This window comes from Streptomyces sp. NPDC051576 (genome assembly GCF_040681835.1).
Classification (GTDB): domain Bacteria; phylum Actinomycetota; class Actinomycetes; order Streptomycetales; family Streptomycetaceae; genus Streptomyces.
The window spans coordinates 42645-69072 of record NZ_JBFAZO010000013.1; the positions used below are offsets into that span (position 1 = coordinate 42645).

Genomic DNA, 26428 nt, shown 5'->3' on the forward strand with positions numbered 1-26428 from the left:
TCTCAAGTCCCCTTCGCCGTGGCCTGGTTGGCGGCAGCAGCGTAGGGGGAAGTGGTTACTGCCCGGTAGCCCCTGGAGGAACATCGGCTTCCGCCGGGCGGGGAGAGGGAGTCGCCGGGTCCGGCGACTGCCTGCCTGCGCCGGCGTGTTCGGTGAGGACCTCGGTGAGCTGTCGGGTGGTCTGCTGTGCGACCCGGGGGTCCGTGGCCGCGTGGCTCGTGTACGCGTTCAGGCCGGTGGCCAGAGCCCAGCCCATGCCGCGGGTCCAGGTGGCGTCGTCCAGGCCGAGGGCGGAGCGGAACAGTGGACGGGTCGCCGTCGACAGCAGGGTGTAGGCGATGACCAGATCGCAGGCGGGGTCGCCCATGCCCATGCCGCCGAAGTCGATGACGGCGGAGAGGTGGCCGTCGGTGGTGAGCAGGTTGCCCGTGTGGAAGTCCCCGTGGCACCAGACCGGTTCGCGGTCCCAGGCGGGGGCCCGGAGCGCGTTGTCCCAGACCTCGGTCATGGCGGCGGCGTCGAACACCCCGTCCACGGCCTCGATCGCCGCCCGGGTCGCGTCGTCGCGGTCGGCCAGCGGGGCGCGGGTCAGCTCGGGATGGGCGCCGGGGATCAGCGTTCCGGCGGCCGGGATGTCGTACAACGTCCGTAGGAAGTCGGCCAGTTGGACGGCGGTCCGTTCGGGGTCGGCGAGACCCTCCGCGCTCGCCGTCGTCCCGTCGAGCCAGCGGGTGACGGACCAGTGCCACGCGTAACCGTCTCCCGGTGTGCCGAGTCCCAGCGGTTCCGGGACGGGCAGGGGCAGCAAGGGGGCCAGGCGCCGGAGCCACAGGTGCTGCTTGGCGGCCTCCCCGTCCGCCCAGTCGCTCCGCGGCAGCCGCACCGACATCGTCCCGCCGAGCCGGTAGATGACGTGATCCGAACCGGCGACCTCCAGACGGGTCAGTGGCAACTGTGCCCACTGCGGGAACTGCGTGGCGAGGAGTCGGCCGACGAGCGCGGAGTCGATGGTCATCTTTCCCTTTCCGAGGGGTGGGTACCCGGTCAAGACTGGCAGCAAGAGGCGGCCGTCCAGAAGGAGAAGGCCATGATCCACGCAGCGGACATCCGGGAGTGGCGTGAACGCGACGTCGTGGACCCTCAGGCGCACAGGATCGGTGTCCTGGAGGCCGTCTACGTCGACACCGCCACCGATGAGCCGGCCATGGCCACGGTCCGCGTCGGGCTGCCCACGCGGCACCGGCTGATCTTCGTCCCCCTGGACGAGGCGATCGTCGGCCCGGACTACATCAAGGTCGGCTACGCCAAAGCCCTGGTGAAACAGGCCCCTTCGATCGGCACCGACGACATCCTGCCCGCCGAACAGGAGGAGCCGATCTTCAAGCACTACGGCCTGCCCTACCGCCCGGGTGTCAACGGCGAACGCCGGCTCGCGCGCCGCTGACGGCACCGGGCGCCACCTGGTTTCAACCCGGCTTTCCGGGCCACCCGTTGAACATGTCCACACGCTACGGCGGAAGCCCCGCGGGGACGGTCATCGCCGTCGTCGCGGACATCGCGGCACTGATCCTGATCCTGTGGATCGGCCTCTACCTGTTCGACGCCAACACCGCGAACAGCTCGGTCGACTGGGTTCACCACGCGGCCAACTGGCTTTCGGGCTGGTCGCACAACCTCTTCACCATCCACTCGGCGGACTGGCGCACCGTGGTCAACTACGGCCTGCCCGCCCTCGTCTACCTCTTCATCGGCCACGCGGTGGCCGGCGGGGTCAACCGGACCTAGAGCACCGGTTCGCGCGGGCAGACGGCCGACCGGCGCACACGGTGTTCCGGCCTCCCGTCCCCCGTCGCAATCCCTCGATCAGGTGACACCCCGGTGCGCGGTCGGTCGAACACCTCATGGTGACCGCACTTCCCAGCAGGCCCTGGGCCCGCACCCGTCGTCTCGAACTTTCGTCCGACGGTTCGCCCGGCCTCACCCGTGACGGCTCCGTGATCAGGCGCGTTCTTCAGGCGCCTAGTCGCTCAGTCCGTCGCAGGAGGTCGCCATGAATCCCGTCCCCGTTCCCGCCCTTGTCCTGCTCGCGTTCGAACATCGCGCCCCCTTGAACACGGTCCCCGTCCTGTCCGCGACGTACGAGGTTGACGCCACGGCTGTCGCCCACGCGGATACGTCACGGCGGGCACCGAGGTGGGGGGCATGAGCGGAGCGACCACCCTTCCGGACTCCGTCCGGGCCTGGGCCGAATCCGTCGTCGGTCCCCTCACGTCTCTCGACGACGCGCCCTCCGCCGCCTGCTCGTCGCCCTCGCGCGTGTGGGAGGTGACGGCGGGGCGGCAGGGCGGTGGCGACCGCTTCTGGGTCAAGCTCGCCGCCTCGCCCCTCGCCTTCACCCGCGAGACCTTCGCCCACCGGCACGCCGTGTCCTACCTCGGCCCCGGTCGCGCGCCCCGGCTCACCGCGACGTCCGCCCAGCACCTCGCCCTGATCACGACCACCGTCCCCGGCACCCCGCTGAGCGCCCTCACCGCGACCGGTGCCGCGCTGGAGGCGGTGCACCGCAAGGCCGGTGCCCTCGTCGCCCAACTGCACCAGGCCGGAAAACCGACCCGCGCGGCACGCGAGGAGGCGGGGCGGGCGCTGCGGCACACCGCCGACCGCGCCGAGCGGAGTGTCCGGGCGGCGGGGGAGCAACTACCGCCCGCGGAACGGGAGTTCATGCTGGCCCACACCGCCGGACTGCGTGACGCGGGACGGGTCCCGCTCGGCTACATCCACGGCGGGCTGGACGAACACGCGCTGAGGTGGTCCGGCGTCCGCGCACCCCTGGCGCTCGTCGACTTCCAGCGTGCGCGGTTCGCACCCGTCGTCCTGGACTTCGTACCGCTGGCCTGCGGACCCTGGGTAGGCCAACCGCGCCTGAGGACCGCGTTCTTCACCGGCTACGGGCGTCGCCTCCTCCCGGAGGAGAAGCGGGCCCTGTACTGTCTGACGGCTCTGCGTGCCGTCGGCCGCACCGCCCGGCAGCCGGGGCCGGCACGGCACTTCCCCCACCATGCCGAGGGAGCCCTGTGAGTGTGCCGTCACCCCAGCCCGCGCAGATCCGCTACGCGGGCCGCCAGGCCCAGAACCCGCTGGCCGAGGCCGAGTTCGGCAAACTGTGCGCACGGCTGCCCTCGGTGCTGGCGCAGACCGCCCGGATGGCGTGGGCGATCGACCGGTCCGCGGTCCTGCTGCTCGCCGGCTGCCAACTGGCCGTAGGGGCAAGTGCTGTTGTCCTGCTGCTGTCGACCACGCGGGCGATGCGCTCGGTGCTGGCCGCGGGGCCGGTGGCCGACCGGCTGCACCAGGCGCTGCCCGCGCTGCTGGTGATCACCGTCGCGGCGGCGGTCGGCCGGACCGCGAGCGCGCTCTCCTCGTACGCGGACGGGCGCATCACACCCCGGCTGACCACGGAGGCGGACAGCGCCCTCGTCGAGGCGGTCTGCCGGGTGGAGGCCGCCGCCCGGGCCGAGGACGGCTTCGCGGACCGGCAGGAGGCCGCGGAGATGGGCGTGATCCGCGGCCATGTGATGGTGCAGGACGCCACCCGCTTCACCGCCGCCGTGGTCCGCATGGTGAGCGCGAGCGGGGTGCTGTCCGTGCTGCACCCGCTGATGCTGCCCCTGTTGCTGCTCGCCGTGGTGCCCGCGGCCGTCGGCGCGATCCTGCACGCGAAGGTCCAGTACGAGACGCACTACGCCAACGTCGGCGACCGCAACGTCCGCCAGAACATGCGGGGTTGGGTGACCAGCCCGAAGTTCTCCGACGAGATCCGCGCCAACGGCATGGTCCCCTACCTGGGGTTCTGGCACCGTACGATCTCCGAACGCATCGACCGCCGGGTGCTGGACGTGGCGCCGCGCATGCTGCGGATCGTGCTGGCCAGTTCGGCGATCGGCGGGGTCTTCCTCGTCGCGACCTGGGCCGCGCTCGCCTGGCTGGCCGGCACCGGACGCGTCGAGCCGGCGATCGCCGCCACCGCGGTCGTCGCCGTCCAGACCACGCTCGCCGCCCTGGGCCAGCTCGTCGTCCATGGCGCCGCCCTGTTCCACACCGCCCTCTACCTCGCCGACATGGAGGGCTTCCTCGCCTTCGCCGCCGAACGCGCCCCAAGGCGAGGGGAGTCGGGGCCGGGGCAGCCCGTGGAGGAGATCCGGCTCGACGAGGCCGTCTACTGCTATCCGGGCAAGGAGACCCCGGCGGTGGCCGGCGTCTCGCTGACCGTGCGCCGCGGTGAGATCCTCGCCGTGGTGGGCGAGAACGGCTCCGGGAAGTCCACGCTGACCCGTCTCCTCGCGGGCATCTTCCTCGCCGACAAGGGCACGGTGAGCTGGAACGGCCAGGACCTCGCCGAGCTGGCCCCGGACCGGCTGTGGGAGCTGTCGGGGCTGGTGCCGCAGAACTTCGCACAGTGGCCGCTCAACGTCCGCGACAACGTCACCCTCGGCCAACCCCGCACGTCCGACGACGACTTGGTGTGGACAGCGCTGGAAGCCGTAGGCCTGCGGGAGGCCATGGAGGAACTCCCGTACGGACTCGACACGTTGCTGGCCCGCGAGCTGTGGGGCGGCACCGAGCTCTCCGGCGGTCAGTGGCAACGGCTGGCCTGCGCACGGGCGTTGTACCGGCAGCCGGACCTGCTGATCCTGGACGAGCCGACCAGCCAGATGGACGCCCGCGGTGAACACGCGATCCTCGAACGGATCAAGGCGATCGCCGCCCATCGCATGACGATCGTGGTCACCCACCAACTGGTCAACACGAAGATCGCCGACCGGATCGTCGTCATGGCACACGGCCGAATCGCCGAACAGGGCACGTACGACGAACTCGCCTGCGGCGGCGGCCTGTTCGCCGAGCTGCTGACCTTGTCGACCGACCGCTGACCGTCAAACGACCGACCAGGAGCCCCGGTGGGACACACCAACCCTGAAGAATGGGACGCGTACTACGCCGAAGGCAACACCTTCAGCCCCCTGCGCGACGCCGAACGCGCGCTGCTCGCCGCGCACGCCCCGGCCCCCGCCGGCGGCGGACGCGCCCTGGACGTCGGCTGCGGGCTGGGTGAACTCGCCCGTCACCTCGCCGAGTCGGGGTACGAGGTCGACGCCGTCGACTACGCCCCCGCCGCCCTCACCCGCGCCGAAGCCCGGCACCCGGCCACCGCCGCGGTGACCTACCACCTCTTCGACATCGAACGCGACGACCTCGACACGCTGCCCCGCCCCGCCTACGACCTGATCACCTTCCGCCACACCTGGGCGTTCGTCCACGACCGCACCCGCGTGCTGAACCGGCTGCGCGAGCGGTTGCGGCCGGGCGGCGCCCTCTGTGTCATCACGCCTCTCGCGCGGGACGTACCGGACGGCAAGCGCTCCATCGCCCTCGACGACGAGGAGATCGACGCGCTGTGCGCGGGCTGGGCGTCGGCCGGGCGCCACGACGCGGACGGCCTCGCGTTCGTCGTCCTACGAGGGTCCGCTCCCGCCCAGGCCACCTGTGCGGGCAAGGGGCGTCCCTCCCCGCACGCCCTCACCGGCGCCGGTGTCGTCGTCACCGACCCGGCGGGGCGGATCCTGCTGGGCCGGTCGGTGCGCGGGGTATGGGAGTTGCCCGGCGGCAAGAACGACCCCGGCGAAGGCTTCCTGGAGGCGGGCGTCAGGGAGTTGGAGGAGGAGACGGGCCTGCGGGCCGACCCCGCCGAGGCGCGTGTGCCGGCCCTCCTGCTGGACTCCATCGACACCATGCCCCGGCTGACGGCCGCCGTCCACGTCCCTGCCTGGACCGGTCGACCGACCGTCACCGAACCGCAGTTGATCCGCCGCTGGGAGTGGCACGAGGTCACCGACCTCCCCGCCCTGCCGCAGCCGCTGTTCACCCCGAGCGCGCACGTCATCGACACGGTGTGGCCCGGCCTGCTCGCGGACCTGCCACCCGCCCACCGCTACCCGATCGCCCTCGAAGCCGGGCATCAGCTCGGGGACAACGGCTTCAGCACTCGATGATGTTGACCGCCAAGCCTCCGCGCGCGGTCTCCTTGTACTTCACGCTCATATCCGCCCCCGTCTCCTTCATCGTCTTGATGACCTTGTCCAGGGACACCTTGTGCGAGCCGTCCCCCCGCATCGCCATCCGCGCCGCCGTGACCGCCTTCACCGCGGCCATGCCGTTGCGTTCGATGCAGGGGATCTGGACGAGGCCGCCGACGGGGTCGCAGGTGAGGCCGAGGTTGTGTTCCATGCCGATCTCGGCCGCGTTCTCGACCTGTTCGGGGCTGCCGCCCAGGACCTCGGCCAGGGCGCCCGCGGCCATGGAGCAGGCGGAGCCGACCTCGCCCTGGCAGCCGACCTCGGCGCCGGAGATGGAGGCGTTCTCCTTGAAGAGCATGCCGATGGCGCCCGCGGCCAGCATGAAGCGGACCACGCCGTCCTCGTCGGCGCCCGGCACGAAGTTGATGTAGTAGTGCAGGACGGCCGGGATGATGCCGGCCGCGCCGTTCGTGGGGGCGGTGACCACGCGGCCGCCCGCCGCGTTCTCCTCGTTCACCGCCATCGCGTAGAGCGTGATCCACTCCATCGCGTGCGCCAACGGGTCGCCCTCCGCCCGGAGTTGGCGTGCCGACATGGCGGCCCTGCGGCGGACCTTCAGGCCGCCGGGCAGGAGGCCCTCGCGTGACATGCCCCGCGACACGCACGCCTGCATCACACGCCAGATCTCCAGCAGCCCGGCCCGGATCTCCTCCTCCGTGCGCCAGGCACGCTCGTTCTCCAGCATCAGCGCGGAGATCGACAGACCGGTCTCCCGCGTGAGCCGCAGCAGCTCGTCGCCGGTGCGGAAGGGGTACTTGAGGACCGTGTCGTCCAGCTTGATGCGGTCGGCGCCGACCGCCTCCTCGTCGACGACGAAACCGCCGCCCACCGAGTAGTACGTCCTGGAGAGGAGCTCGGTGCCCGCCGCGTCGTACGCCCACAGCGTCATGCCGTTCGCGTGGTACGGCAGGGCTTTACGGCGATGCAGCTTCAGATCGTCGTCGTAGGAGAAGGGAATCTCGTGGTCGCCGAGGAGCCGGATGCGGCCTGACTCCTTGATCCGCTCCACCTGCTCGTCGGCCTTCTCCACGTCCACCGTGCGCGGCGACTCGCCCTCCAGGCCGAGCAGCACCGCCTTGGGGGTGCCGTGCCCGTGGCCGGTCGCGCCGAGCGAGCCGTACAGCTCGGTGCGGACCGAGGCGACGGAGTCCAGCAGCTCCTCGTTGCGCAGCCGGCGCGCGAACATGCGGGCCGCCCGCATCGGGCCGACCGTGTGCGAGCTGGACGGGCCGATACCGATCGAGAACAGGTCGAAGACCGAGATGGCCACGGTGACTCCTCAGAACACAAGAAACGCGAGAAACGCGGGGTGGTGCAAAGGGGTGGGGACACCGCGCACACCTTCCAGTGTGCGCGGTGTCCCGGGGGCCGACTACAGCCCGGGATACAGCGGGTACTTCTCCGCCAGCGCCGTCACGCGGGACTTCAGCCCGTCGACGTCGTACGACGGCTTCAGCGTCTCGGCGATGACGTCAGCGACCTCGGCGAAGTCCTCGGCCGTGAAGCCGCGGGTCGCCAGCGCCGGGGTGCCGATGCGCAGGCCGGAGGTGACCATCGGGGGACGCGGGTCGTTCGGGACGGCGTTCCGGTTGACCGTGATGCCGACCTCGTGGAGCCGGTCCTCGGCCTGCTGCCCGTCCAGTGCGGAGTCGCGCAGGTCGACCAGGACGAGGTGCACGTCCGTGCCGCCGGACAGGACGTCGACGCCTACGGCCTTCACGTCGTCGCGCACCAGGCGCTCGGCCAGCAGCCGCGCGCCCTCCAACGTACGCCGCTGGCGCTCCTTGAAGTCCTCGCTCGCCGCGACCTTGAAGGAGACCGCCTTGGCGGCGATCACATGCTCCAGCGGACCGCCCTGGAAGCCGGGGAAGACCGACGAGTTGAGCTTCTTCGCGAAGGACTGCTTCGCGAGGATGATCCCGCCGCGCGGGCCGCCCAGCGTCTTGTGGGTGGTGGACGTGACGACGTCCGCGTACGGCACCGGGTTGGCGTGCAGACCGGCCGCGACCAGTCCCGCGAAGTGCGCCATGTCGACCCACAGGTACGCCTCGACCTCGTCGGCGATCCGGCGGAACTCGGCGAAGTCCAGCTCGCGCGGGTACGCCGACCAGCCCGCGATGATCACCTTCGGCCGGTGCTCCTTGGCGAGCCGCTCCAGCTCGGCCATGTCGACAAGACCGGTCTGCGCGTCGACGTGGTAGGCGACCACGTCGAACTGCTTGCCGGAGAAGTTCAGCCGCATCCCGTGGGTGAGGTGGCCGCCGTGCGCCAGGTCCAGGCCGAGAATGGTGTCGCCGGGCTGGGCCAGCGCGAACAGCGCGGCCTGGTTGGCGGAGGCGCCCGAGTGCGGCTGCACATTGGCGTACTCGGCGCCGAACAGCTCCTTGACCCGGTCGATCGCGATCTGCTCGGCCACGTCGACGTACTCGCAGCCGCCGTAGTAACGACGGCCCGGGTAACCCTCGGCGTACTTGTTGGTGAGGACCGAGCCCTGCGCCTCCATGACCGCGACCGGAGCGAAGTTCTCCGAGGCGATCATCTCCAGCGTGGACTGCTGACGGCGCAGCTCGGCGTCGACGGCGGCGGCGATGTCGGGGTCGAGTTCGTGCAGGGGCGTGTTCAGTACGGACATAGGGGTGTACGACTCCTCAGCCGGCGGCAAACGCGGTGTACTCGTCGGCGGAGAGCAGGTCGGCCGGCTCCTCCGCGACGCGTACCTTGAACAGCCAACCGCCCTCGAAGGGGGCCGAGTTGACGAGCGACGGGTCGTTCACCACGTCCTCGTTGATCTCGGTGACCTCGCCGCCGACCGGCGAGTACAGGTCGCTCACCGACTTGGTCGACTCCAGCTCACCGCAGGACTCGCCCGCGGTCACCGTGGAGCCGACGTCGGGGAGCTGGGCGTAGACGACATCGCCGAGCGCGTTGGCCGCGAACTCGGTGATGCCGACCGTCGAGACGCCGTCCTCGGCGACCGACAGCCACTCGTGCTCCTTGCTGTAGCGCAGTTGCTGGGGGTTGCTCATGGCCTGAATTCTCCTGTACGCGAGGGAGTGCTGATGAATGGGGGACTGCTGGAAGCGTGCGTGAGCAGCGGTGACGTACCCGGGGCCACGCCCAAGGGTTACTTCTGGCGCTTGTAGAACGGCAGCGCCACGACCTCGTACGGCTCGTGACTGCCCCGGATGTCCACGCCGACACCGGCCGTGCCCGGCGCCGAGTGCGCGGCGTCGACGTAGGCCATGGCGATCGGCCTGCCGAGGGTCGGGGAGGGCGCGCCCGAGGTGACCTCGCCGATCACCTGGCCCTCGGCGACCACCGGGTACCCGGCGCGCGGGACCCGGCGGCCCTCGGCGACGAGCCCGACCAGGACGCGCGGCGGCCGCGAGGCGGCGCGCTCGGCGGCGGCCTCCAGGGCCGTACGCCCGACGAAGTCGCCCTCCTTCTCGAACTTCACCACCCGGCCGAGCCCGGCGTCGAAGGGGGTCAGGTCGGTGGACAGCTCATGCCCGTACAGCGGCATGCCCGCCTCCAGGCGCAGGGTGTCCCGGCAGGACAGCCCGCAGGGGATCAGCCCGGCCGGCGCCCCGGCCTCGGTCAGTGCCTCCCACAGCTTCTCCGCGTCACCGGGGGCGACGAACAGCTCGAAGCCGTCCTCGCCGGTGTAACCGGTGCGCGCGATCAGCGCGGGGACGCCCGCGACCGTGCCGGGCAGACCGGCGTAGTACTTCAGGCCGTCGAGGTCGGCGTCGGTGAGGGACGCGAGGATGGCGGGGGACTCGGGGCCCTGGACGGCGAGCAGGGCGTAAGCGTCACGGTCGTCGCGGACGACCGCGTCGAAGCCCTCGGCCCGCTCGACCAGCGAGTCCAGGACAATCTGGGCGTTGGAGGCGTTGGCCACGACCATGAATTCGGTCTCGGCCAGCCGGTAGACGATCAGGTCGTCCAGGATGCCGCCGTCGGCCCGGCAGATCATGGTGTAGCGGGCCCGGCCGACGCCCACCGAGGCGATGTTGCCGACGAGGGCGTAGTTGAGGAGTGCGCTCGCCTCCGGTCCGGTGACCGTGATCTCGCCCATGTGGGAGAGGTCGAAGAGGCCGGCCTTGGTGCGGACGGCGAGGTGCTCGTCGCGCTCGGAGCCGTAGCGCAACGGCATGTCCCAGCCGGCGAAGTCGGTCATCGTCGCACCGAGCGAGCGGTGCAGCGCGTCGAGCGCGGTGCGGCGTTTGTCAGGGGTGGCGGTACTGCTCATCGGTCGGTCTCCCAAGGCATGACGGCGAGGTCGTTCCTCCCCATCTGTCATCGGGACCTGAGAGGTTCGCCATGACCGCGTGGGCCATGGGTTGCACCTTGGGTGGGACCACCGGGAAGGGCGGCCCGCTTTTCAGATGTGCCTCGCCCGCGCGGTAACGGGGCCTGAGAGATTCAAGGGAGGGACTTGCTCCTTCGGCGCCCCGGACGACGTACAGCCGACGTGCGACTGACGTACTGCCGGGGACTCTCCCGCGCGGATTCAAGCGGCCGGTATGCAGTTGGCGCGCACATCATCGCACAGCCTTTGTAACAGGCCTGTGGCCGGAAGCGAACGGAACCGCGAGACACCGTGCATTACCTTCTCTTTACGTTCAGTGGGGAGAACCTTTCCTGACCCCGCAGGGAGGACGATCACGGTGACAAGGACCACGGTGTACGCCACGACCTCGGCCGTCGCGCTGCCGAAGCAACCTTCGGCCCCGGCCAGAGAGGCCTGCCCGGCCCGCCCGGCACCCGTCGTCCGTGACCTCCGCGAGCGCGCCGGCCACAGCCCGCACGGACTCCGCTTCGGCCCCCGCGACCTCGTGGTGGTCACCGGTCTGCCCGGCAGCGGCAAGTCCACGCTGATGCACCGCACCGTCCGGGGCGCCCGGATCGACTCCCAGGACACCCGCGACCACTGGGACGCCCGGATGTCGGGCCGACTCCCCTATGCGGTCTACCGCCCCCTGGTCCGGCTCGCCCACTACGCCGGACTGCGCCGCACCCTGCGCTCCGCGTCCGGCGCCGTCGTGCACGACTGCGGCACCCAGACCTGGGTGCGCGGCTGGCTGGCCCGCGCGGCACACCGCCGGGGCGGCACCCTGCACCTGGTGTTCCTCGACGTCGGCCCGGACACCGCGCTCGACGGCCAGCGCGAGCGCGGCCGCGGAGTCTCGCGGTACGCGTTCCTGCGCCACCGCAGGGCCGCCGCCCGGCTGTTGCGCGCGGTGGAGCGCGGTGACCTGCCGCGGGGCGTCGGCTCGGCGGTCCTGCTCGACCGGGACGCGGCGGACGTGCTGCGGCGGATCGACTTCGCGGACTGAGCCGCTAGCCTTTTCAGCCACAGCAGGTTTGCAGCAGGCGGTTTCACCAGCAGGCGGTAGGTAGATGGACTTCCCGGCGGACTTCCCCGGTCAGGCGTACCCCCACCCGCATCCGCACGGCGGATGGCCCGGCAACGAGCTGGAGGAGGTGCTCTCGGCGTCCCTCGGCATGCCCTCGGCCGGCGGCCGGATCATCGAGGTGCTCGGCCGCAGCTTCATCTGGATCCCGCTGCCCAGCGGCGGCGGCCCGCAGAGCGGCCCCCTGGACCTGCCCACCCTGGAGATCGACGGACAGGCCTACGTCCCGGTCTTCAGCTCCGAGGAGCAGTTCCGCCGGGTCGTCGGATCGCATCTGTCGTTCACCATCGCGCCCGCCGTGGAGTTCGCCCGCGGGCTGCCCCCGCAGGTCGGCATCGCGGTGAACCCGGACGGCATGGTCGGCGTACCGCTCCCGCCCCCCGCCGTCGCCGAGTTGTGCCGCATCGGCCGTACCGCACTCGACGGCCCCACCAGCGGCGGCCGGGTCCGGCTCTTCGAGCCCGACTGGCAGGAGGACCCGGTCGACTTCCTCGCCGCGGCCTCCGCCGAGTTCGCCGGCACGGGTGTGATCGCCACGGCCCGCCGCTGCCTGGCCGCGATCGAGACCGCCGACCCGGTCATGTTCGTCGGCGTCGAACTGACCAACTGGGACGGCGACCTGAGGGCGGCCCCGATGGACGCCCTCTCCCGCGCCCTGTCCCGGGCCGAGGTGAAATGGCCGGTCAACCTGGTCCTCCTCGACGTGACCCAGGACCCGGTCGCCGACTGGATGCGCCAGTCGGTGCGCCCCTTCTACACACAGGGTCACTAGGGCCTGTCTGGCAATTCCCCTCCGGGCGACGACGAGAATTGTCAGACAGGCCCTAGACCGCCGACCCACCCGCCGACGGACATCGGACCCCCGGCCACCGGGCGCTTAAGCTGTTTCCATACGCGGGTCAACTCAGGGCAACTACCAGAAGGGGCGGTACACGTTGAGCGCCAGCGGCACCGCGACCGGCCAGGTCGAGCACATGCTGCGCCAGGTGACGCCCGGGCGCTACGACGCCTACGAGGCGCTCCTGCGCGCCCTCGCGACCCCCCACTCCGGTCAGATCTGGATGCTCCTGTGGCACGGCCAGTCCGGCTCCCCGGACGCCCAGTACGGGAACATGCAGGTCGACAGATACGGTTACGCCCCCTGCGTCACCTCCGCCCAGGAGCTCTCCGCCAGCGGCTGGAACCGCTCCTACGAGGTGGTCGACGGCCTCGACGTGGCCCGCACCCTGTACCCCGACCACTTCGGTCTCTGGCTCAACCCGCACGCCCCCGGCGGCGGCGTCGGCATCCCCTGGCTCGACCTGCGCCGGATCGCCACCGGCCTGGAGCGCCAGCCCGCCGGACCGCTCAGGCTGTCCGAACCGGGCATCGAGATCCCGCAGTTCTACGCCCTGCTCACCCAGAACGCCCATCGCACCCCGGCGGTCCGCACGCTGCGCCGCGCCTGGGTGCAGCCCGCGCTCGGGGCGCCGTATCTCGCGATCGGGCTGGATGTGTACGACACCAGCCCGCCCGCCGTGGACTCGGTGCGCGGGATGATGCAGCAGTCGATCGGCGCGGTCCCGGACGGGCTGCCGGTGTCGACCGTGGCGATGTCCGACGAGTACGACCCGGTGGCCCTGTGGCTGCGGGCGAACGCCCGCCCGTTCTACGACCGCGAGGCGCACGCGGCGCCGGCTCAGGCGGGTGGGTACGGTTACCCGCCCGCCCGTGGTGGATACTGAACCCGCGAGTCCTCTTCCCCGCTTCTCCGCAGGATTTACGTCTACGACACATTTCTTCGCGCGTAGACGGCGGTGCGATGCCCCGAAAGACGCCGGATCGACGTTCTGTCCCATCTGTCCGGCGTCCGGGAGGCGTTACCCGCTGTTCGGATAACGGAATCCCTAGTTAAGCATCACGGTTGCGCATACTTTCTCCGCCAGACCTGGCGGGTGATCGCGGCCACGCTGAAGACTCGCGACTCAGACACAGGGTCGAGGGCCCTGCGTCCACTGCAAGTCGACAAAGCCGCTAATCCGCGGCAGGCGTAAGCCGGTAACCACCGGCGAGAGGGGTCGGGTCACAGTGACCGCACCGATCGAGACCACGGGGGCGGAAGCCGGGGCGCAGCCGGAGGCTGTGCTCGCCGGCGCCGAGAAGGGGCAGATCGAGGGCCGTTCCCTTGGGCAGATCGCCTGGACCCGCTTCAAGAAGGACAAGGTCGCCGTCGCCGGCGGTGTCATCGTCGTCCTGCTGATCCTGGTCGCGGCACTCTCCCGCCCCATCCAGGCGATGTTCGGCCTGGACCCCGACGCCTTCCACCAGAACCTGATCGACGCCAACACCTCGCTGCCCAAGGGCGGCTGGGGCGGCATGAGCTGGGACCACCCGCTCGGTGTGGACCCGCAGTTCGGCCGCGACGTCGCGACCCGCATCCTCGAAGGCTCCTGGGTCTCGCTGGTGGTCGCCTTCGGCGCCACGATCCTGTCGAACGTGATCGGTACGATCCTCGGCGTCGTCGCCGGCTACTACGGCGGCCGGGTCGACTCGATCATCAGCCGCCTGATGGACACCTTCCTCGCCTTCCCCCTGCTGCTCTTCGCCATCGCCATCTCGGCGACCCTCCAGGGCGGCGCCTTCGGCCTCAACGGCCTGCCGCTGCACCTGAGCGTGCTGATCTTCGTCATCGGCTTCTTCAACTGGCCCTACCTGGGCCGGATCGTCCGCGGCCAGACCCTCGCCCTGCGCGAGCGCGAGTTCGTGGACGCCTCCCGGGGCATGGGCGCCAAGGCGCCCTACATCCTCTTCCGGGAACTGCTGCCCAACCTGGTCGGTCCGATCATCGTCTACTCGACGCTGCTCATCCCGACGAACATCCTCTTCGAGGCGTCCCTCAGCTTCCTCGGGGTCGGTATCCAGCCCCCGCAGGCATCCTGGGGCGGCATGCTGCGGGACGCGGTCACCTACTACGAGGTCGACCCCGCGTACATGATCGTGCCCGGCCTCGCCATCTTCGTGACCGTCCTGGCGTTCAACCTGCTGGGAGACGGTCTCCGCGACGCTCTCGACCCCCGCAGCCGCTAGGGCCCGCACCCGAGAGTCCACCAAGTTTCCGACAATGGAGGAAGCAGACCATCATGCGAAGGTCAGCGCTGGCCGCAGTTGCGGCCATCGGCTCCGCGACACTGCTCATGGCAGGTTGCAGCAAGGCCGATGACAGTAAGAGTGACAACGGTACGAAGGCGGCTGGGGCCAACGCAGCGACCAAGGACGTCGTCAACGTCTCCACCCACAAGGGCGGCACGGTCACCTACGAACTGTCCGACGTTCCGGACTCGTTCGACCCGGGCAACACGTACTACGCGTACATGTACAACTTCAGCCGGCTGTACGCCCGTCCGCTGATGACGTTCGAGCCCGGCGCCGGTTCCAAGGGCAACACCCTGGTCCCGGACCTCGCCGCGAGCAAGGGTGTCTCCAGCGACGGCGGCAAGACCTGGACGTACAAGCTGCGTTCGGGCCTGAAGTACCAGGACGGCTCGGCGATCACGTCCAAGGACGTCAAGTACGCCGTGGAGCGCTCCAACTTCGCGCGTGACGTGCTCTCCCTCGGCCCGAACTACTTCCAGCAGTTCCTGGTCGGCGGCAAGGACTACAAGGGCCCGTACAAGGACAAGAGCGCCGAGGGCCTCAAGTCCATCGCGACCCCGGACGACACCACCATCGTCTTCCACCTGAACACGGCCTTCCAGGAGTTCGACTACCTGGTCGCGGCGCCCCAGACGGCTCCGGTGCCGCAGGCGAAGGACACCGGCGTCGACTACGTCAAGAACATCGTGTCCTCCGGCTCGTACCAGTTCCAGAGCTACCAGGACGGCAAGCAGGCCGTCCTCGTGCGCAACAAGAACTGGAACGCGGCGACGGACCCGCTGCGCAAGCAGTACCCGGACAAGATCGTCGTGAACCTGAAGGTCAACGCCGACACGATCGACAAGGACGTCCTCGCGGGCGACGCGATCGACATGGGCGGTACGGGTGTCCAGGCCGCGACCCAGGCGCAGTTGCTGACCTCCGCCGACAAGAAGGCGGGCACGGACAACACCTACGGTGGCCGTCTCGTCTACATGGCGATCAACACCAAGGTCGCGCCGTTCAACAACGTGCAGTGCCGCAAGGCCGTCGAGTACGCCATCGACAAGGTCTCGGTGCAGACCGCCGAGGGCGGCCCGGTCCGCGGTGACATCGCCTCCACCGTCCTGCCGCCGGACATCACCGGCTACCAGAAGGACGACCAGTACGCCACCACGGGCAACAAGGGTGACGTCACCAAGGCCAAGGCAGCGCTTCAGGCCTGCGGCAAGACGTCGATCTCGACGAACCTGTCGGCCCGCAGCGACCGCCCGCAGGAGATCTCCGCGGCCACCGCGATCATCAACTCGCTCAAGGCCGTCGGCATCAACGCCAGCCTGAAGCAGTACCCGTCGGGCAAGTACTTCACCGACTACGCGGGTGTCCCGAAGTTCACCGAGAAGCAGAACATCGGCCTGATCATGATGCAGTGGGGTGCCGACTGGCCCTCCGGCTACGGCTTCGAGCAGCAGATCCTGAACGGTGCGGCGATCGGCGCCTCGGGCAACACCAACCTGTCGCAGTACGACAACAAGACGGTCAACGACCTCCTCTCCAAGGCCATCGGCACCGAGGACGTCGCCACCCGCAACAGCATGTACGCCCAGATCGACAAGCAGACCATGAGCGACGCGGCCCTCGTCCCGCTGACCTACTTCAAGGTCCTGCTCGCCCGTCCGGCGAACTACAGCAACCTGGTGTCGACGGCGGCCTTCAGCGGCCAGTACGACTACCTCAACATCGGCACCACGAAGTAGTAGCAGCCCCGGAAGGCAGGTGAAGGCATTGGTGCCCGCGGGCTTTGCGGCCCGCGGGCACCAGCGCCGATCCCCGTGATCTCGTACATTCTCCGTCGGACGTTCGCAGCGGTGATCCTGCTGCTGGTCGTCTCCGCGGTCACCTTCGGCATCTTCTTCCTGCTGCCACGGCTCGCCGGCCAGACCGCGGACCAACTGGCCCAGCAGTACATCGGGAAGAGCCCGTCGGCGGCGGACATCGCCGCGGTCAAGCACAACCTGGGTCTGGACCAGCCCCTGTACCAGCAGTACTGGCACTTCATCAAGGGGATCGTGACGGGGGCGACCTACAACCTCGGCCCCACCACCGTGCACTGCGACGCGCCCTGCTTCGGCTACTCCTTCAAGGACCACGTCGAGGTCTGGCCGCAGCTCACCTCCCGCCTTCCGGTCACCATCTCGCTGGCCGCCGGAGCCGCCGTGCTGTGGCTGCTGTCCGGTGTCACGGTCGGTGTGATCTCCGCGCTCAAGCCGCGGTCGTTCTTCGACCGCGCCTTCATGGGCGTCGCACTCGCGGGTGTCTCGCTGCCCATGTTCTTCACGGGCAACCTGGCGATCCTGCTCTTCACGTACCAGTGGCCGATCTTCGGCCGCACCTATGTCCCGTTCACCGAGAACCCCGCGCAGTGGGCCAACACGCTGTTCCCGGCGTGGTGTTCGCTCGCGCTCCTCTACTCCGCCATCTACGCGCGGCTCACCCGCTCGGGCATGCTGGAGACGATGAACGAGGACTTCATCCGCACGGCCCGCGCCAAGGGCCTGCGGGAGCGCAACGTCGTCGTCAAGCACGGTCTGCGGGCCGCCCTGACGCCGATCATCACCGTCTTCGGCATGGACCTCGGCCTGTTGCTCGGCGGCGCGCTGATCACCGAGACGGTGTTCTCCCTGCACGGCATCGGGCAGTACGCGGTGCAGTCGATCGAGAGCAACGACCTGCCCCCGATCCTCGGCGTCACCCTGCTCGCCGCGTTCTTCGTAGTCATCGCAAATCTCCTGGTGGACCTTCTCTACGCCGCCGCCGACCCGCGGGTGAGGCTCTCGTGACCGACCTTGATCCTTTGTCTGCGAACGGCGCCGCAGTGGGCGAACCTGTCGACTCGGCCAAGAGCGCCCCGAACGCGTTCCTTGAGGTCCGCGACCTCAAGGTGCACTTCCCGACCGACGACGGCCTGGTCAAGTCCGTCGACGGGCTCAGCTTCTCGCTGGAGAAGGGCAAGACCCTCTCCATCGTGGGCGAGTCCGGCTCCGGCAAGTCCGTCACCTCGCTGGCGATCATGGGCCTGCACCGGCTCGGCGCGCGCGGCAAGAACGTCCAGATGTCCGGTGAGATCTGGCTCGACGGCCAGGAACTGGTCAGTGCGCAGCCGGACGAGGTGCGCAAGCTCCGCGGCCAGCAGATGTCCATGATCTTCCAGGACCCGCTGTCCGCGATGCACCCGTACTACAAGATCGGCGACCAGATCGTCGAGGCGTACCGGGTGCACCACAACGTCAGCAAGAAGGTCGCCCGCACCCGGGCCATCGAGATGCTCGACCGGGTCGGCATCCCCGAGCCGGCCAAGCGCGTCGACGGCTATCCGCACGAGTTCTCCGGCGGTATGCGCCAGCGCGCCATGATCGCGATGGCCCTGGTCAACAACCCCGAACTGCTCATCGCGGACGAGCCGACGACCGCCCTCGACGTGACCGTCCAGGCGCAGATCCTCGACCTGATCCGGGATCTGCAGAAGGAGTTCGGCTCCGCGGTCGTGCTGATCACGCACGACCTCGGTGTGGTCGCCGAGATCGCCGACGACGTGCTGGTGATGTACGGCGGCCGGTGCGTGGAGCGCGGCCCGGTCGACGAGATCTTCGAGAAGCCCCAACACCCCTACACCTGGGGCCTGTTGGGATCGATGCCGCGGATCGACCGGGAGACCTCGGACCGGCTCGTGCCGGTCAAGGGCCAGCCGCCGAGCCTCATCAACGTCCCCTCGGGCTGCGCCTTCCACCCGCGCTGCCCGTACGCGGACATCCCCAAGGGCGACGTCACGCGAACCGTGCGGCCCGAGCTGGCGCTGGTCGACGGCGGGCACTGGTCCGCCTGCCACCTCCCGGCCGCGGACCGTACGCGGATCTGGACCGAAGAGATTGCGCCGAAGCTGTGAGCGAAACGAACAAACAGGCCGCCACCGCGGTCGTCCCGGAGCAGACGTCGTCGACCGGGGAGCGCGAGGTACTGCTCAAGGTCGAGGGCCTGAAGAAGCACTTCCCCATCAAGAAGGGGATCCTGCAGCGTCAGGTCGCCGCGGTGAAGGCCGTCGACGGCATCGACTTCGAGGTGCGCAAGGGCGAGACCCTGGGCGTGGTCGGGGAGTCGGGCTGCGGCAAGTCGACCATGGGCCGGGTCATCACCCGGCTCCAGGAACCGACGGGCGGCTCGATCCACTTCGAGGGCCAGGACATCACCAGCCTGAACTCGGCCGGGATGCGCCCGCTGCGCCGCGACATCCAGATGATCTTCCAGGACCCGTACGGCTCCCTGAACCCGCGGCACACCATCGGCTCGATCGTCTCGGCGCCGTTCCGGCTCCAGGGTGTGGAGCCCGAGGGCGGCGTGAAGCGTGAGGTCCAGCGGCTGCTGGAGCTGGTGGGCCTGAGCCCCGAGCACTTCAACCGCTACCCGCACGAGTTCTCCGGCGGTCAGCGCCAGCGCATCGGTATCGCCCGCGCGCTCGCCCTGAAGCCGAAGCTGGTCGTCGCGGACGAGCCGGTCTCCGCCCTGGACGTCTCGATCCAGGCGCAGGTCGTGAACCTGATGGACGATCTCCAGACGGAACTCGGCCTGACGTACGTGATCATCGCGCACGACCTCTCCGTGGTCCGCCATGTCTCGGACCGGGTCGCGGTGATGTACCTGGGCAAGATCGTCGAACTCGCCGACAGCACCAAGCTGTACGAGTCGCCGATGCACCCGTACACCAAGGCCCTGATGTCGGCCGTGCCGGTCCCGGACCCCAAGCGCCGGGGCGCCAAGAGCGAGCGCATCCTCCTCAAGGGCGACGTCCCCTCCCCGATCTCCCCGCCCAGCGGCTGCCGTTTCCACACGCGCTGCTGGAAGGCGACGGAGATCTGCCGGACGACGGAGCCCCAGCTCGTGGAACTCCGCCCGGGCCAGCGGGTCGCCTGCCACCACCCGGAGAACTTCGCGGACCAGGCTCCACAGGACACGGTCCTGCTGACCGCCGCGAAGGAAGCGGTGGCGCTGGTGGGGGAGTCGGTGCTGGAGAAGGCGCCGACGGAGACCGGGACCGCCCCTGACGCCCCCGAAGCGGAATCCGGCGATCAGGAGTCAACTCCCAAGTAGCACATGACAAGTTGGTAAAGTCATGTCCATGTCGAAACGGGAGAGCGCAGAGTCGAGCGTGTCCGACTGATCGGAAACGCACCCGAAGGGACGACTCATGGCACTCTCCCGTTCGGCACGTTTAGGGGCCCTCGCGACCGCGGCGGCCTCTTTTCTTGTCATAGCCGCCTCCTCCGCCCCCACCCCCGGCGCGGACGGCATCGGCGACAGCTACTTCCCGCAACTCGGCAACGGCGGCTTCGACGCCCGGCACTACGCCCTCGACGTCGCGTACAACCCCGACACCGACCGCCTCGACGGCCGTACGACCCTCACCGCCCGCGCCACCCAGAACCTCTCCTCCTTCGACCTGGACCTGCAGAAGCTGGAGGTCACCAAGGTCGAAGTGAACGGAAGACGGGCCCAGTTCACCCGCACCGGCGACGAACTGCGCATCACCCCGAGGGACTCGCTCCGCAAGGGCAGGGACTTCACGGTCTCCGTGACCTACGGCGGGGTGCCCGAACCCCTCAACGGCCCCATAGTGTTCGGCTCCGACTACGGCTGGATGAAGACCACCGACGGAGTCTTCGTCGCCTGCGAACCCAACGCCGCCTCCACCTGGTTCCCGTCCAGCGACCACCCCTCCGACAAGGCCACCTACGACATCCGCATCAAGGCCCCCAAGGGCCTCACCGGCGTCTCCAACGGCCGCCTCGTCTCGACGTACGACAAGGGCGACTCGACGTACACCCACTGGCGGGAGAGCAAGCCGATGGCGACCTACCTCGCCACCGCCACCATCGGGAAGTTCGACGTCAAGACGGGGAAGACACCCGGTGGCATCCCGATCTACGTCGCCATCGACCCGGTCCTCGCCAACAGCAACAGCGTCGACGTGTACGCCGTGACGGCCGCCGCCACCGACTACTGGTCGCAGGTCTTCGGCCCGTACCCCTTCGAGGAGACCGGCGCGATCGTCGACGACATGCCGGAGGCCGGGTTCTCGCTGGAGGTGCAGAGCAAGCCCGCCTACTCGGCCGTGCGCAGCGAGACGACGATCGTGCACGAGCTGGCACACCAGTGGTTCGGCGACTCCGTGTCGGTCGCGCACTGGAAGGACATCTGGCTCAACGAGGGCTTCGCCAGCTACGCCCAGTGGCTGTGGGCCGAACACCAGGGCACCCAGACGGCGCATGCCTCGTTCCTGGCCGCCTACAACTCCCGCCCGGACACCTCCGCGTTCTGGCAGACCGTGGTCGGCGACCCGCAGCGCGACACCATGTTCGCCTCGGCCGTCTACACGCGCGGCGCGATGACCCTCCAGATGCTGCGCGAACGCATCGGCGACACCGCGTTCTTCAAGCTGCTGCCCGCCTGGACGAAACTCCACCGCTACGGCAACGGCGACACGGCCGGGTTCATCAAGCTCGCCGAGAAGATCAGCGGACAACAGCTCGACGACCTGTTCCAGACCTGGCTCTTCACCACGGGCAAGCCCACGCTGTAGATCCACCGGGAAGCCCCACGAGTAACAATGTGGGGTGCTTCAGCAACTGTTCAGCCCCTCCGTCCAGCACACGCTCGACCTCGTCGGCATCTTCGTGTTCGCCATCTCCGGCGCGCTGCTGGCGGTCCGCAAGAACTTCGACGTGTTCGGCATCGCCGTGCTCGCCGAGGTCACCGCGCTGGGCGGAGGGATCTTCCGGGACGTGATCATCGGAGCGGTGCCCCCGGCCGCCTTCACGGACCTGGGCTATTTCATCACCCCGCTCTTCGCCGCGCTCCTCGTCTTCTTCCTCCACCCCCACGTGGAGCGCATCCAGCTCGGCGTCAACGTCTTCGACGCCGCCGGCCTCGGCCTGTTCTGCGTCTCCGGCACGGTGAAGGCGTACGACTACGGGCTCAACCTCACCTCCTCCGCCGCCCTCGGCCTCGCCACCGCCGTCGGTGGCGGTGTGCTGCGCGACGTGCTGGCCAACGAGGTGCCCTCACTGCTGCGCTGGGACCGCGACCTGTACGCGGTCCCGGCGATCGTCGGCGCCACCATCTCCGTCCTGTGCATCCGCTACGGCGCGCTGACCCCGTTCACCAGCGGGCTCGCGATCGTCACCGCTTTCCTGCTGCGCCTGCTCGCGATGAGGTTCCACTGGCGAGCTCCGCGCGCGTGGAACCGTCGCTCGACCGTCCGTGAGGAGTAGTGCTCCCGGCCTTGGCGTGCGGGCGGTTCTTACCCATCTCCAAGGTCAGCCAGCGGAACACCGTCGTCACCTGCGGCCGCCACAGCGCCATCGTGTGACCGCCGTCGCTGCGCGGCAGGAACACCACGTGCACGGTCGTCGGCGCCTTCGCGACCGATTCCAGGGCGGTGCCCGCCTCGTAGCCGTCACCGGACTCGCCGGAGATGTAGAGCGCGATCGGCGGCGGGGTCTTCTTCTCCTTGAGCAGCAGGTACGGGTTGTTCGCGGCGCGCAGGGCCGGGCTGGCGGCGGCGAGTGAATTGCGTTCGCCGATCGGGTCGTTGTAGCCGGACATTCCCACGGCCGCGCGGTAGCGGTCCGGGTGGGCCACCGCGAGCTTGACCGCGCACTGCGCCCCGGCCGAGTAGCCGGCCACCGCCCAGCCGGAAGGGGCGGGCTCGGCACGGAAGTTGTTCATGACCATCCTCGGCACATCGACGCTCAGCCAGGTGTCGGCGTTGACGGTGCCGGTGATGTTGGCGCAGCCGGTGTCGACGCCGGCCAGCAGGTTGGTGCGCGGCGCGACCAGGATGAACGGGGCGACCCGGCCGCTCTTCATCAGCGGCAGCAACTGCGCGTTCGCGTGCAGCGACCCGAACCAGGCCTTCGCCGAGCCGGGATAGCCGGGCAGCACCTCCACGACCGGGAACTTGTGGTGGCGGTAGGCGGGCTCCTTGTACTGCGGCGGCAGCCAGACATAGACCTCGGCGTTGACGCCGGACACCTGGCCCTTGAGCTGGGTGACCTCCACCCCGCCGGCCGCGCGCATACCGGGGCCCTCGGCGGGGGAGAAGTGCTGCCTGACCTTGGGCAACCGTTTCAGCGAGATGTCGCCGGTGCCGTTCTTGCCGAGGTCGGCGGCCTGCTGGACGTGGTTGCCGGTGCCGAGGAGGTCGGCCCAGTTGTCGTACAGGTTGTTCTGGTTGTTGACCATCACGAAGACCAGCGTGACGGCCGTGCCCTGGGCGAACAGCAGCATCAGTGCCCGTGCCGCCACGCGCACGGCCTTGGGGCCGCGCAGCCGTGACCACAGCACGAGCGGCAGTATGAGGGCGACGACCGTCAGCACGACGGCGGTGTAGAGGAACGGAGTCCCGGTGAGGCTCATGTCCCCAAAGAGGGGGAACACGGGCCGGGCGTCACGGACGAGTACGGACACTTACCAAGAAATTGCCGCTTCCTCACCCGGCCGGTCGGTGTTTTCATATGCCCGCAACACCAAAGCTACCGCTTAGTAATTTCCTATTGTACGGTTCACCTATGCCAGAAGCAGCTTCCGCGTCGACGGCCGTGCGGGCCACGATCGGCGACAGCGAGTTCGACCGCGACACGGCCGTCACCCGCCGCGCCCCGGGCGTCTACGACCTCGACCTCTCGGCCGGCTGGACGATCATCAGCGCCGTCAACGGCGGCTACCTCCTCGCCGTCCTCGGCCGCGCCCTCGCGGACGCCCTGCCGCACAGCGACCCGTTCACGATCTCCGCGCACTATCTGACGGCGTCGCAGCCGGGCCCGGCGGTCGTCCGCACGGAGACGGTCCGCACCGGCCGCACCCTCTCCACCGGCCAGGCCTCCCTCTTCCAGTACGACGACGAGGGCCGCGAGGTGGAACGCATCCGAGTCCTGGCCTCCTACGGCGACCTGGACGCACTCCCGGACGACGTCCGCACGTCCGCCAAGCCGCCTGTCTTCCCGCCCCTGGACCAGTGCTTCGGCCCGGAAGACGGCCCGGCCCCGGTCGACGGCAGCTCGGCCATCGCCGACCGCCTGATGCTCAAGCTGGACCCGTCCACCCTCGGCTGGGCCCTGGGCGCACCCTCCGGCAAGGGTGAGATGCGCTCCTGGTTCGGCCTCGCGGACGGCCGCGACGCCGACCCCCTCTCCCTCCTCCTCACGGTGGACGCGCTGCCTCCCACGGCCTTCGAGATCGGCCTCAAGGGCTGGGTCCCCACGGTCGAACTCACGGTCCACGTCCGCGCCCGCCCCGCCCCGGGCCCCCTCCGCGTCTCCATCACCACCCGCAACCTGGCCGGCGGCTTCCTGGAGGAGGACGCGGAGGTCTGGGACAGCGCGGACCGACTGGTGGCCCAGTCGCGGCAATTGGCTCGGGCGAGGCTGGTCTGAGGGTTTTCCGCTGCTGGGGTGGGTTCAGCTGATGGGCTTCCGGCCGAGCCACGCCGCCAACCGGCCGTAGGCGTCGGCCTGTTCAGGTGCGGGGAGGGCTGAGCCGAACGGGGTGTCCGTGTCCCGCTGCTCGTCCGGCAGGACCCGGTGGGCGATGGTGAGGGCGAACTCGGCCAGTTCCGGGTCGAGTTCGAGGGGGTGGCCCAGGGACTCGGAGAGGTCCCAGGTGTGGGTGACGCCCTCCATGACGTAGCCGGCCAGGGCGATGCGGCCCGGTGCCTCGCCCCAGGGCACCTGGACCAGGGCGTCCAGGCGGGTGGCGTCCGTCCAGGCGTTGTCGGCCCGGGTGCGGGCCTCGTCGTAGGCGGTCGGCCAGCCCTCGTCGGGGACGCCGTCGACGAAGGGGTGGACGGCGAGGCCGTCGCCGCCCTCGCCGATCGTCGCGATGCGGTGGGTGCCGCCGACCAGATGGCTCAGCAGGGTCCGGACGTCGAACTCCGCGCACGGGGTGGGGCCGTCGAGCTGCTCCAGTCGTACCGTCCTGATCAGTGCGGCGGCCTGCGCGGTGGCACGGGAGTACAGGGGACGGGGGTCGATCGCGTTGGTGTTCATGGACCCGATGGTGGGCCCATAACCTGACAGTTTCCGGCAACATTTGCGTATGAAGGCCGACCGACTGCTCTCGATCCTGTTGCTGCTTCAGACCAGGGGCCGGGTCCCCGCGCATGAACTCGCCGACCGGCTGGAGGTGTCGGTGCGGACCATCTACCGGGACGTCGAGGCACTGTCCGCCTCCGGGGTGCCGGTGTACGCCGAGCGCGGGCGGCACGGCGGGATCGAGCTGCTCGCCGGATTCCGTACGGACGTCACGGGACTGACCGCCGACGAGTCCCGCGCCCTCTTCATCCTGGCCGCGCAGGGCGCCCACGCAGCGCTGGGCCTCGACGCGGCACTCGGCTCGGCGCTGCGCAAGGTGATGGCCGCGCTGCCGGCCCCGTACCGGCCGGCCGCCGAGGTGACCTCCCGCCGCATCCTCGTCGACGCCACCCGCTGGAAGGGCGGACCCCAACCCGCAGTGGACCTGGGCGTGTTGCAGGACGCGGTCTTCGCCGACCGCAGGCTGCGCCTGCGCTACCGGCACAGCGGCGCCAAGGAGCCCAGCACCTACACCGTCGACCCCTACGGCCTCGTCTCCAAGGCGGGCGTCTGGTACCTGGTCGCCGACCGCAGAGCCGAACCCCGCCTCTTCCGCGCCGACCGCGTGCACTCGGCCACCCTCCTCCCCGACCCGGTGAAGCGCCGCCCGGGCGTCGAACTCGTTGACGCCTGGGCGGTGTTGCGCCGCCAGGTCGAGGAGCGCCCCGCCGGACTCGACGTCACCGTCCGCGTCCGCCGCTCCCGCCTCGACATGTTCGTACGTCTCAATGCCTCCTCGCTGACCGAACTCCCGACACTCGACGGCGAGAACGGCGGTGAGAGCGACTGGGTGACCGTCCGGCTGTCGTACGGCTTCGTCCGTGAGGCCCGTCAACTCCTCCAGTTCGCCGACACGGTGGAGGTCGTATCGCCGCCCGAGGCACGCGCGGAGCTGGCCGCGGCGGCCGCTTCTGTCACGGAGTTGTACCAGGGAGTAGGCGGGGCCGAATCGTGAAGTCCCAGGCCAGGGCGGCCCCTTGGGCTGTCCTTTACCTTGCGCACAGGGTGGGGACAGGGCGCCGACAACGAAGCCCTAAGCGGCGTTGATTGAGTTCCCGCCTCAAGACACCCTCATCGTTTTTGGAGTCGTTTCTCATGAAGCGTGTGCGTCTCATCCCCGCGGTGGCCCTGCTGGCGCTCTCGCCCCTGGCCCTTGCGGCCTGCGGCTCGGGCGACTCGACCTCGTCGACCGGCACCGGCAACTCCGGTTCCACCCAGTCCTGTTCGGCCGGCGCCGGCATGCCGACCGGCAACTCCACGACCCGGCCCACCGGCGCCCCGTCCGGCGCGCCCACGGGTGCCGCGGCCTCGGGCAAGCCGACGGGCATGCCCACCGGCAACGCCTCCGGCATGCCGACCGGCGGCCCCGGCGGAGGCGGCGGTCAGGGCGGCGGCCCCGGTGGCGGCTGCGGCGGCGGTCCCGGCGGTGGCCAGATGAGCGGGGCCCCGCAGCAGGGCTGACCATCGTTCCCGCGCGACAGGGGCGGGGGGGGCGGGCCCCGCCCCGGCGGGGGCCCGCCGGGCGGGTAGCCCCCCCCCCCCCCCCCCGCCGGGCGCCCCGCCCCCCCCGAAACAACACAAACGG

At 69.9% G+C, this 26428-nt stretch carries 25 protein-coding genes and 1 riboswitch; of the genes, 18 read left to right on the top strand and 7 right to left on the bottom strand.

Annotated features, from left to right (window positions below; genetic code table 11):
- Window positions 1-55: 55 nt before the first annotated feature.
- Window positions 56-1015 carry an aminoglycoside phosphotransferase family protein gene (locus AB0M63_RS35580; protein ID WP_366022251.1) on the bottom strand — a complete coding sequence of 320 codons (960 nt, stop codon included), beginning with the start codon at window positions 1013-1015 and terminating at the stop codon, window positions 56-58.
- Window positions 1016-1087: 72 nt separating this feature from the next.
- Here AB0M63_RS35580 and AB0M63_RS35585 point away from each other — a divergent pair, with 72 nt between their 5' ends.
- The 5 genes from AB0M63_RS35585 to AB0M63_RS35605 all read left to right on the top strand — a co-directional run bounded on the left by AB0M63_RS35585 (window position 1088) and on the right by AB0M63_RS35605 (window position 6050).
- Entirely contained in the window at window positions 1088-1444 is a 357-nt protein-coding gene (locus AB0M63_RS35585; RefSeq protein ID WP_366022253.1) for a PRC-barrel domain-containing protein, read from the top strand.
- Between the two features lie 53 nt (window positions 1445-1497).
- Window positions 1498-1785 (top strand): hypothetical protein, encoded by a 288-nt coding sequence (locus tag AB0M63_RS35590; RefSeq protein WP_355924515.1) that lies wholly within the window; start codon window positions 1498-1500, stop codon window positions 1783-1785.
- Window positions 1786-2202: 417 nt separating this feature from the next.
- Window positions 2203-3078, top strand: coding sequence for a phosphotransferase (locus tag AB0M63_RS35595; protein WP_366022255.1), 876 nt, complete (start codon window positions 2203-2205; stop codon window positions 3076-3078).
- Window positions 3075-4931, top strand: a complete 1857-nt coding sequence (locus AB0M63_RS35600) for an ATP-binding cassette domain-containing protein (RefSeq protein WP_366022256.1) — start codon at window positions 3075-3077, stop codon at window positions 4929-4931. The genes AB0M63_RS35595 and AB0M63_RS35600 overlap by 4 nt, the downstream gene beginning before the upstream one ends.
- 27 nt (window positions 4932-4958) lie before the next feature.
- On the top strand, window positions 4959-6050 hold the full coding sequence (locus tag AB0M63_RS35605) for an NUDIX domain-containing protein (RefSeq protein WP_366022258.1): 1092 nt from the start codon (window positions 4959-4961) through the stop codon (window positions 6048-6050).
- Here the strand turns inward: AB0M63_RS35605 and AB0M63_RS35610 are convergent.
- The 4 genes from AB0M63_RS35610 to gcvT all read right to left on the bottom strand — a co-directional run bounded on the left by AB0M63_RS35610 (window position 6037) and on the right by gcvT (window position 10386).
- Window positions 6037-7404 (bottom strand): L-serine ammonia-lyase, encoded by a 1368-nt coding sequence (locus AB0M63_RS35610; protein WP_366022259.1) that lies wholly within the window; start codon window positions 7402-7404, stop codon window positions 6037-6039. The genes AB0M63_RS35605 and AB0M63_RS35610 overlap by 14 nt on opposite strands.
- A gap of 102 nt (window positions 7405-7506) precedes the next feature.
- Entirely contained in the window at window positions 7507-8766 is a 1260-nt protein-coding gene (gene glyA, locus AB0M63_RS35615; protein WP_366022260.1) for a serine hydroxymethyltransferase, read from the bottom strand.
- A gap of 16 nt (window positions 8767-8782) precedes the next feature.
- Window positions 8783-9160 carry a glycine cleavage system protein GcvH gene (gene gcvH / locus AB0M63_RS35620; protein ID WP_355924527.1) on the bottom strand — a complete coding sequence of 126 codons (378 nt, stop codon included), beginning with the start codon at window positions 9158-9160 and terminating at the stop codon, window positions 8783-8785.
- Window positions 9161-9258: 98 nt separating this feature from the next.
- Window positions 9259-10386 (bottom strand): glycine cleavage system aminomethyltransferase GcvT, encoded by a 1128-nt coding sequence (gcvT, locus tag AB0M63_RS35625; protein WP_366022261.1) that lies wholly within the window; start codon window positions 10384-10386, stop codon window positions 9259-9261.
- Between the two features lie 142 nt (window positions 10387-10528).
- Window positions 10529-10650: riboswitch (glycine riboswitch) on the bottom strand.
- Window positions 10651-10798: 148 nt separating this feature from the next.
- Here gcvT and AB0M63_RS35630 point away from each other — a divergent pair.
- The 10 genes from AB0M63_RS35630 (at window position 10799) to AB0M63_RS35675 (ending at window position 21984) form a co-directional block, all read left to right on the top strand.
- Window positions 10799-11473, top strand: coding sequence for an AAA family ATPase (locus AB0M63_RS35630; protein WP_366022459.1), 675 nt, complete (start codon window positions 10799-10801; stop codon window positions 11471-11473).
- A gap of 64 nt (window positions 11474-11537) precedes the next feature.
- Window positions 11538-12323, top strand: a complete 786-nt coding sequence (locus tag AB0M63_RS35635; RefSeq protein WP_355924531.1) for an enhanced serine sensitivity protein SseB — start codon at window positions 11538-11540, stop codon at window positions 12321-12323.
- A gap of 163 nt (window positions 12324-12486) precedes the next feature.
- Window positions 12487-13275 (top strand): enhanced serine sensitivity protein SseB C-terminal domain-containing protein, encoded by a 789-nt coding sequence (locus AB0M63_RS35640; protein ID WP_366022262.1) that lies wholly within the window; start codon window positions 12487-12489, stop codon window positions 13273-13275.
- 343 nt (window positions 13276-13618) lie between these two features.
- Entirely contained in the window at window positions 13619-14617 is a 999-nt protein-coding gene (locus AB0M63_RS35645; protein WP_355924535.1) for an ABC transporter permease, read from the top strand.
- Window positions 14618-14670: 53 nt separating this feature from the next.
- Window positions 14671-16419, top strand: coding sequence for an ABC transporter substrate-binding protein (locus AB0M63_RS35650; protein WP_355924537.1), 1749 nt, complete (start codon window positions 14671-14673; stop codon window positions 16417-16419).
- Window positions 16420-16494: 75 nt separating this feature from the next.
- Window positions 16495-17502, top strand: coding sequence for an ABC transporter permease (locus AB0M63_RS35655; protein ID WP_355924539.1), 1008 nt, complete (start codon window positions 16495-16497; stop codon window positions 17500-17502).
- Entirely contained in the window at window positions 17499-18605 is a 1107-nt protein-coding gene (locus tag AB0M63_RS35660; RefSeq protein WP_355924541.1) for an ABC transporter ATP-binding protein, read from the top strand. Before AB0M63_RS35655 ends, AB0M63_RS35660 begins: the two co-directional genes overlap by 4 nt.
- Window positions 18602-19804: a dipeptide ABC transporter ATP-binding protein gene (locus tag AB0M63_RS35665; RefSeq protein WP_355924543.1), complete on the top strand. Its 1203-nt coding sequence runs from the start codon at window positions 18602-18604 to the stop codon at window positions 19802-19804. The genes AB0M63_RS35660 and AB0M63_RS35665 overlap by 4 nt, the downstream gene beginning before the upstream one ends.
- Before the next feature lie 97 nt (window positions 19805-19901).
- On the top strand, window positions 19902-21293 hold the full coding sequence (locus tag AB0M63_RS35670; RefSeq protein ID WP_355924545.1) for a M1 family metallopeptidase: 1392 nt from the start codon (window positions 19902-19904) through the stop codon (window positions 21291-21293).
- 34 nt (window positions 21294-21327) lie between these two features.
- On the top strand, window positions 21328-21984 hold the full coding sequence (locus tag AB0M63_RS35675; RefSeq protein ID WP_355924547.1) for a trimeric intracellular cation channel family protein: 657 nt from the start codon (window positions 21328-21330) through the stop codon (window positions 21982-21984).
- Here AB0M63_RS35675 and AB0M63_RS35680 read toward each other — a convergent pair.
- On the bottom strand, window positions 21893-23131 hold the full coding sequence (locus AB0M63_RS35680) for an alpha/beta hydrolase-fold protein (protein WP_366022263.1): 1239 nt from the start codon (window positions 23129-23131) through the stop codon (window positions 21893-21895). The two genes, AB0M63_RS35675 and AB0M63_RS35680, sit on opposite strands and share 92 nt — an antisense overlap.
- Before the next feature lie 152 nt (window positions 23132-23283).
- On the opposite strand from AB0M63_RS35680, the gene AB0M63_RS35685 reads away from it, so the two are divergent.
- Complete coding sequence (locus AB0M63_RS35685) at window positions 23284-24147, top strand: thioesterase family protein (RefSeq protein WP_366022264.1); 864 nt, start codon at window positions 23284-23286, stop codon at window positions 24145-24147.
- A gap of 24 nt (window positions 24148-24171) precedes the next feature.
- On the opposite strand, the gene AB0M63_RS35690 is transcribed toward AB0M63_RS35685, so the two are convergent.
- The gene (locus AB0M63_RS35690; RefSeq protein ID WP_366022266.1) at window positions 24172-24759 is read right to left on the bottom strand and encodes a TIGR03086 family metal-binding protein; all 588 of its coding nucleotides are present in this window, start codon (window positions 24757-24759) and stop codon (window positions 24172-24174) included.
- 49 nt (window positions 24760-24808) lie between these two features.
- Between AB0M63_RS35690 and AB0M63_RS35695 the strand changes: the two genes are divergently transcribed.
- Both AB0M63_RS35695 and AB0M63_RS35700 read left to right on the top strand, forming a co-directional pair.
- The gene (locus AB0M63_RS35695; protein WP_366022267.1) at window positions 24809-25798 is read left to right on the top strand and encodes a YafY family protein; all 990 of its coding nucleotides are present in this window, start codon (window positions 24809-24811) and stop codon (window positions 25796-25798) included.
- Between the two features lie 140 nt (window positions 25799-25938).
- Window positions 25939-26304, top strand: a complete 366-nt coding sequence (locus tag AB0M63_RS35700) for a hypothetical protein (RefSeq protein WP_355924557.1) — start codon at window positions 25939-25941, stop codon at window positions 26302-26304.
- The last annotated feature ends 124 nt before the right edge of the window (window positions 26305-26428 follow it).

Excerpts from the sequence above, each read along its gene's own strand:
- AB0M63_RS35580 (WP_366022251.1), bottom strand. The coding sequence starts at position 1,015 with ATGACCATCGACTCCGCGCTCGTCGGCCGACTCCTCGCCACGCAGTTC.
- AB0M63_RS35585 (WP_366022253.1), top strand. The coding sequence starts at position 1,088 with ATGATCCACGCAGCGGACATCCGGGAGTGGCGTGAACGCGACGTCGTG.
- AB0M63_RS35590 (WP_355924515.1), top strand. The coding sequence starts at position 1,498 with ATGTCCACACGCTACGGCGGAAGCCCCGCGGGGACGGTCATCGCCGTC.
- AB0M63_RS35595 (WP_366022255.1), top strand. The coding sequence starts at position 2,203 with ATGAGCGGAGCGACCACCCTTCCGGACTCCGTCCGGGCCTGGGCCGAA.
- glyA (WP_366022260.1), bottom strand. The coding sequence starts at position 8,766 with ATGTCCGTACTGAACACGCCCCTGCACGAACTCGACCCCGACATCGCC.
- gcvH (WP_355924527.1), bottom strand. The coding sequence starts at position 9,160 with ATGAGCAACCCCCAGCAACTGCGCTACAGCAAGGAGCACGAGTGGCTG.
- gcvT (WP_366022261.1), bottom strand. The coding sequence starts at position 10,386 with ATGAGCAGTACCGCCACCCCTGACAAACGCCGCACCGCGCTCGACGCG.
- AB0M63_RS35635 (WP_355924531.1), top strand. The coding sequence starts at position 11,538 with ATGGACTTCCCGGCGGACTTCCCCGGTCAGGCGTACCCCCACCCGCAT.
- AB0M63_RS35650 (WP_355924537.1), top strand. The coding sequence starts at position 14,671 with ATGCGAAGGTCAGCGCTGGCCGCAGTTGCGGCCATCGGCTCCGCGACA.
- AB0M63_RS35670 (WP_355924545.1), top strand. The coding sequence starts at position 19,902 with ATGGCACTCTCCCGTTCGGCACGTTTAGGGGCCCTCGCGACCGCGGCG.
- AB0M63_RS35680 (WP_366022263.1), bottom strand. The coding sequence starts at position 23,131 with ATGAGCCTCACCGGGACTCCGTTCCTCTACACCGCCGTCGTGCTGACG.
- AB0M63_RS35685 (WP_366022264.1), top strand. The coding sequence starts at position 23,284 with ATGCCAGAAGCAGCTTCCGCGTCGACGGCCGTGCGGGCCACGATCGGC.
- AB0M63_RS35690 (WP_366022266.1), bottom strand. The coding sequence starts at position 24,759 with ATGAACACCAACGCGATCGACCCCCGTCCCCTGTACTCCCGTGCCACC.
- AB0M63_RS35695 (WP_366022267.1), top strand. The coding sequence starts at position 24,809 with ATGAAGGCCGACCGACTGCTCTCGATCCTGTTGCTGCTTCAGACCAGG.
- AB0M63_RS35700 (WP_355924557.1), top strand. The coding sequence starts at position 25,939 with ATGAAGCGTGTGCGTCTCATCCCCGCGGTGGCCCTGCTGGCGCTCTCG.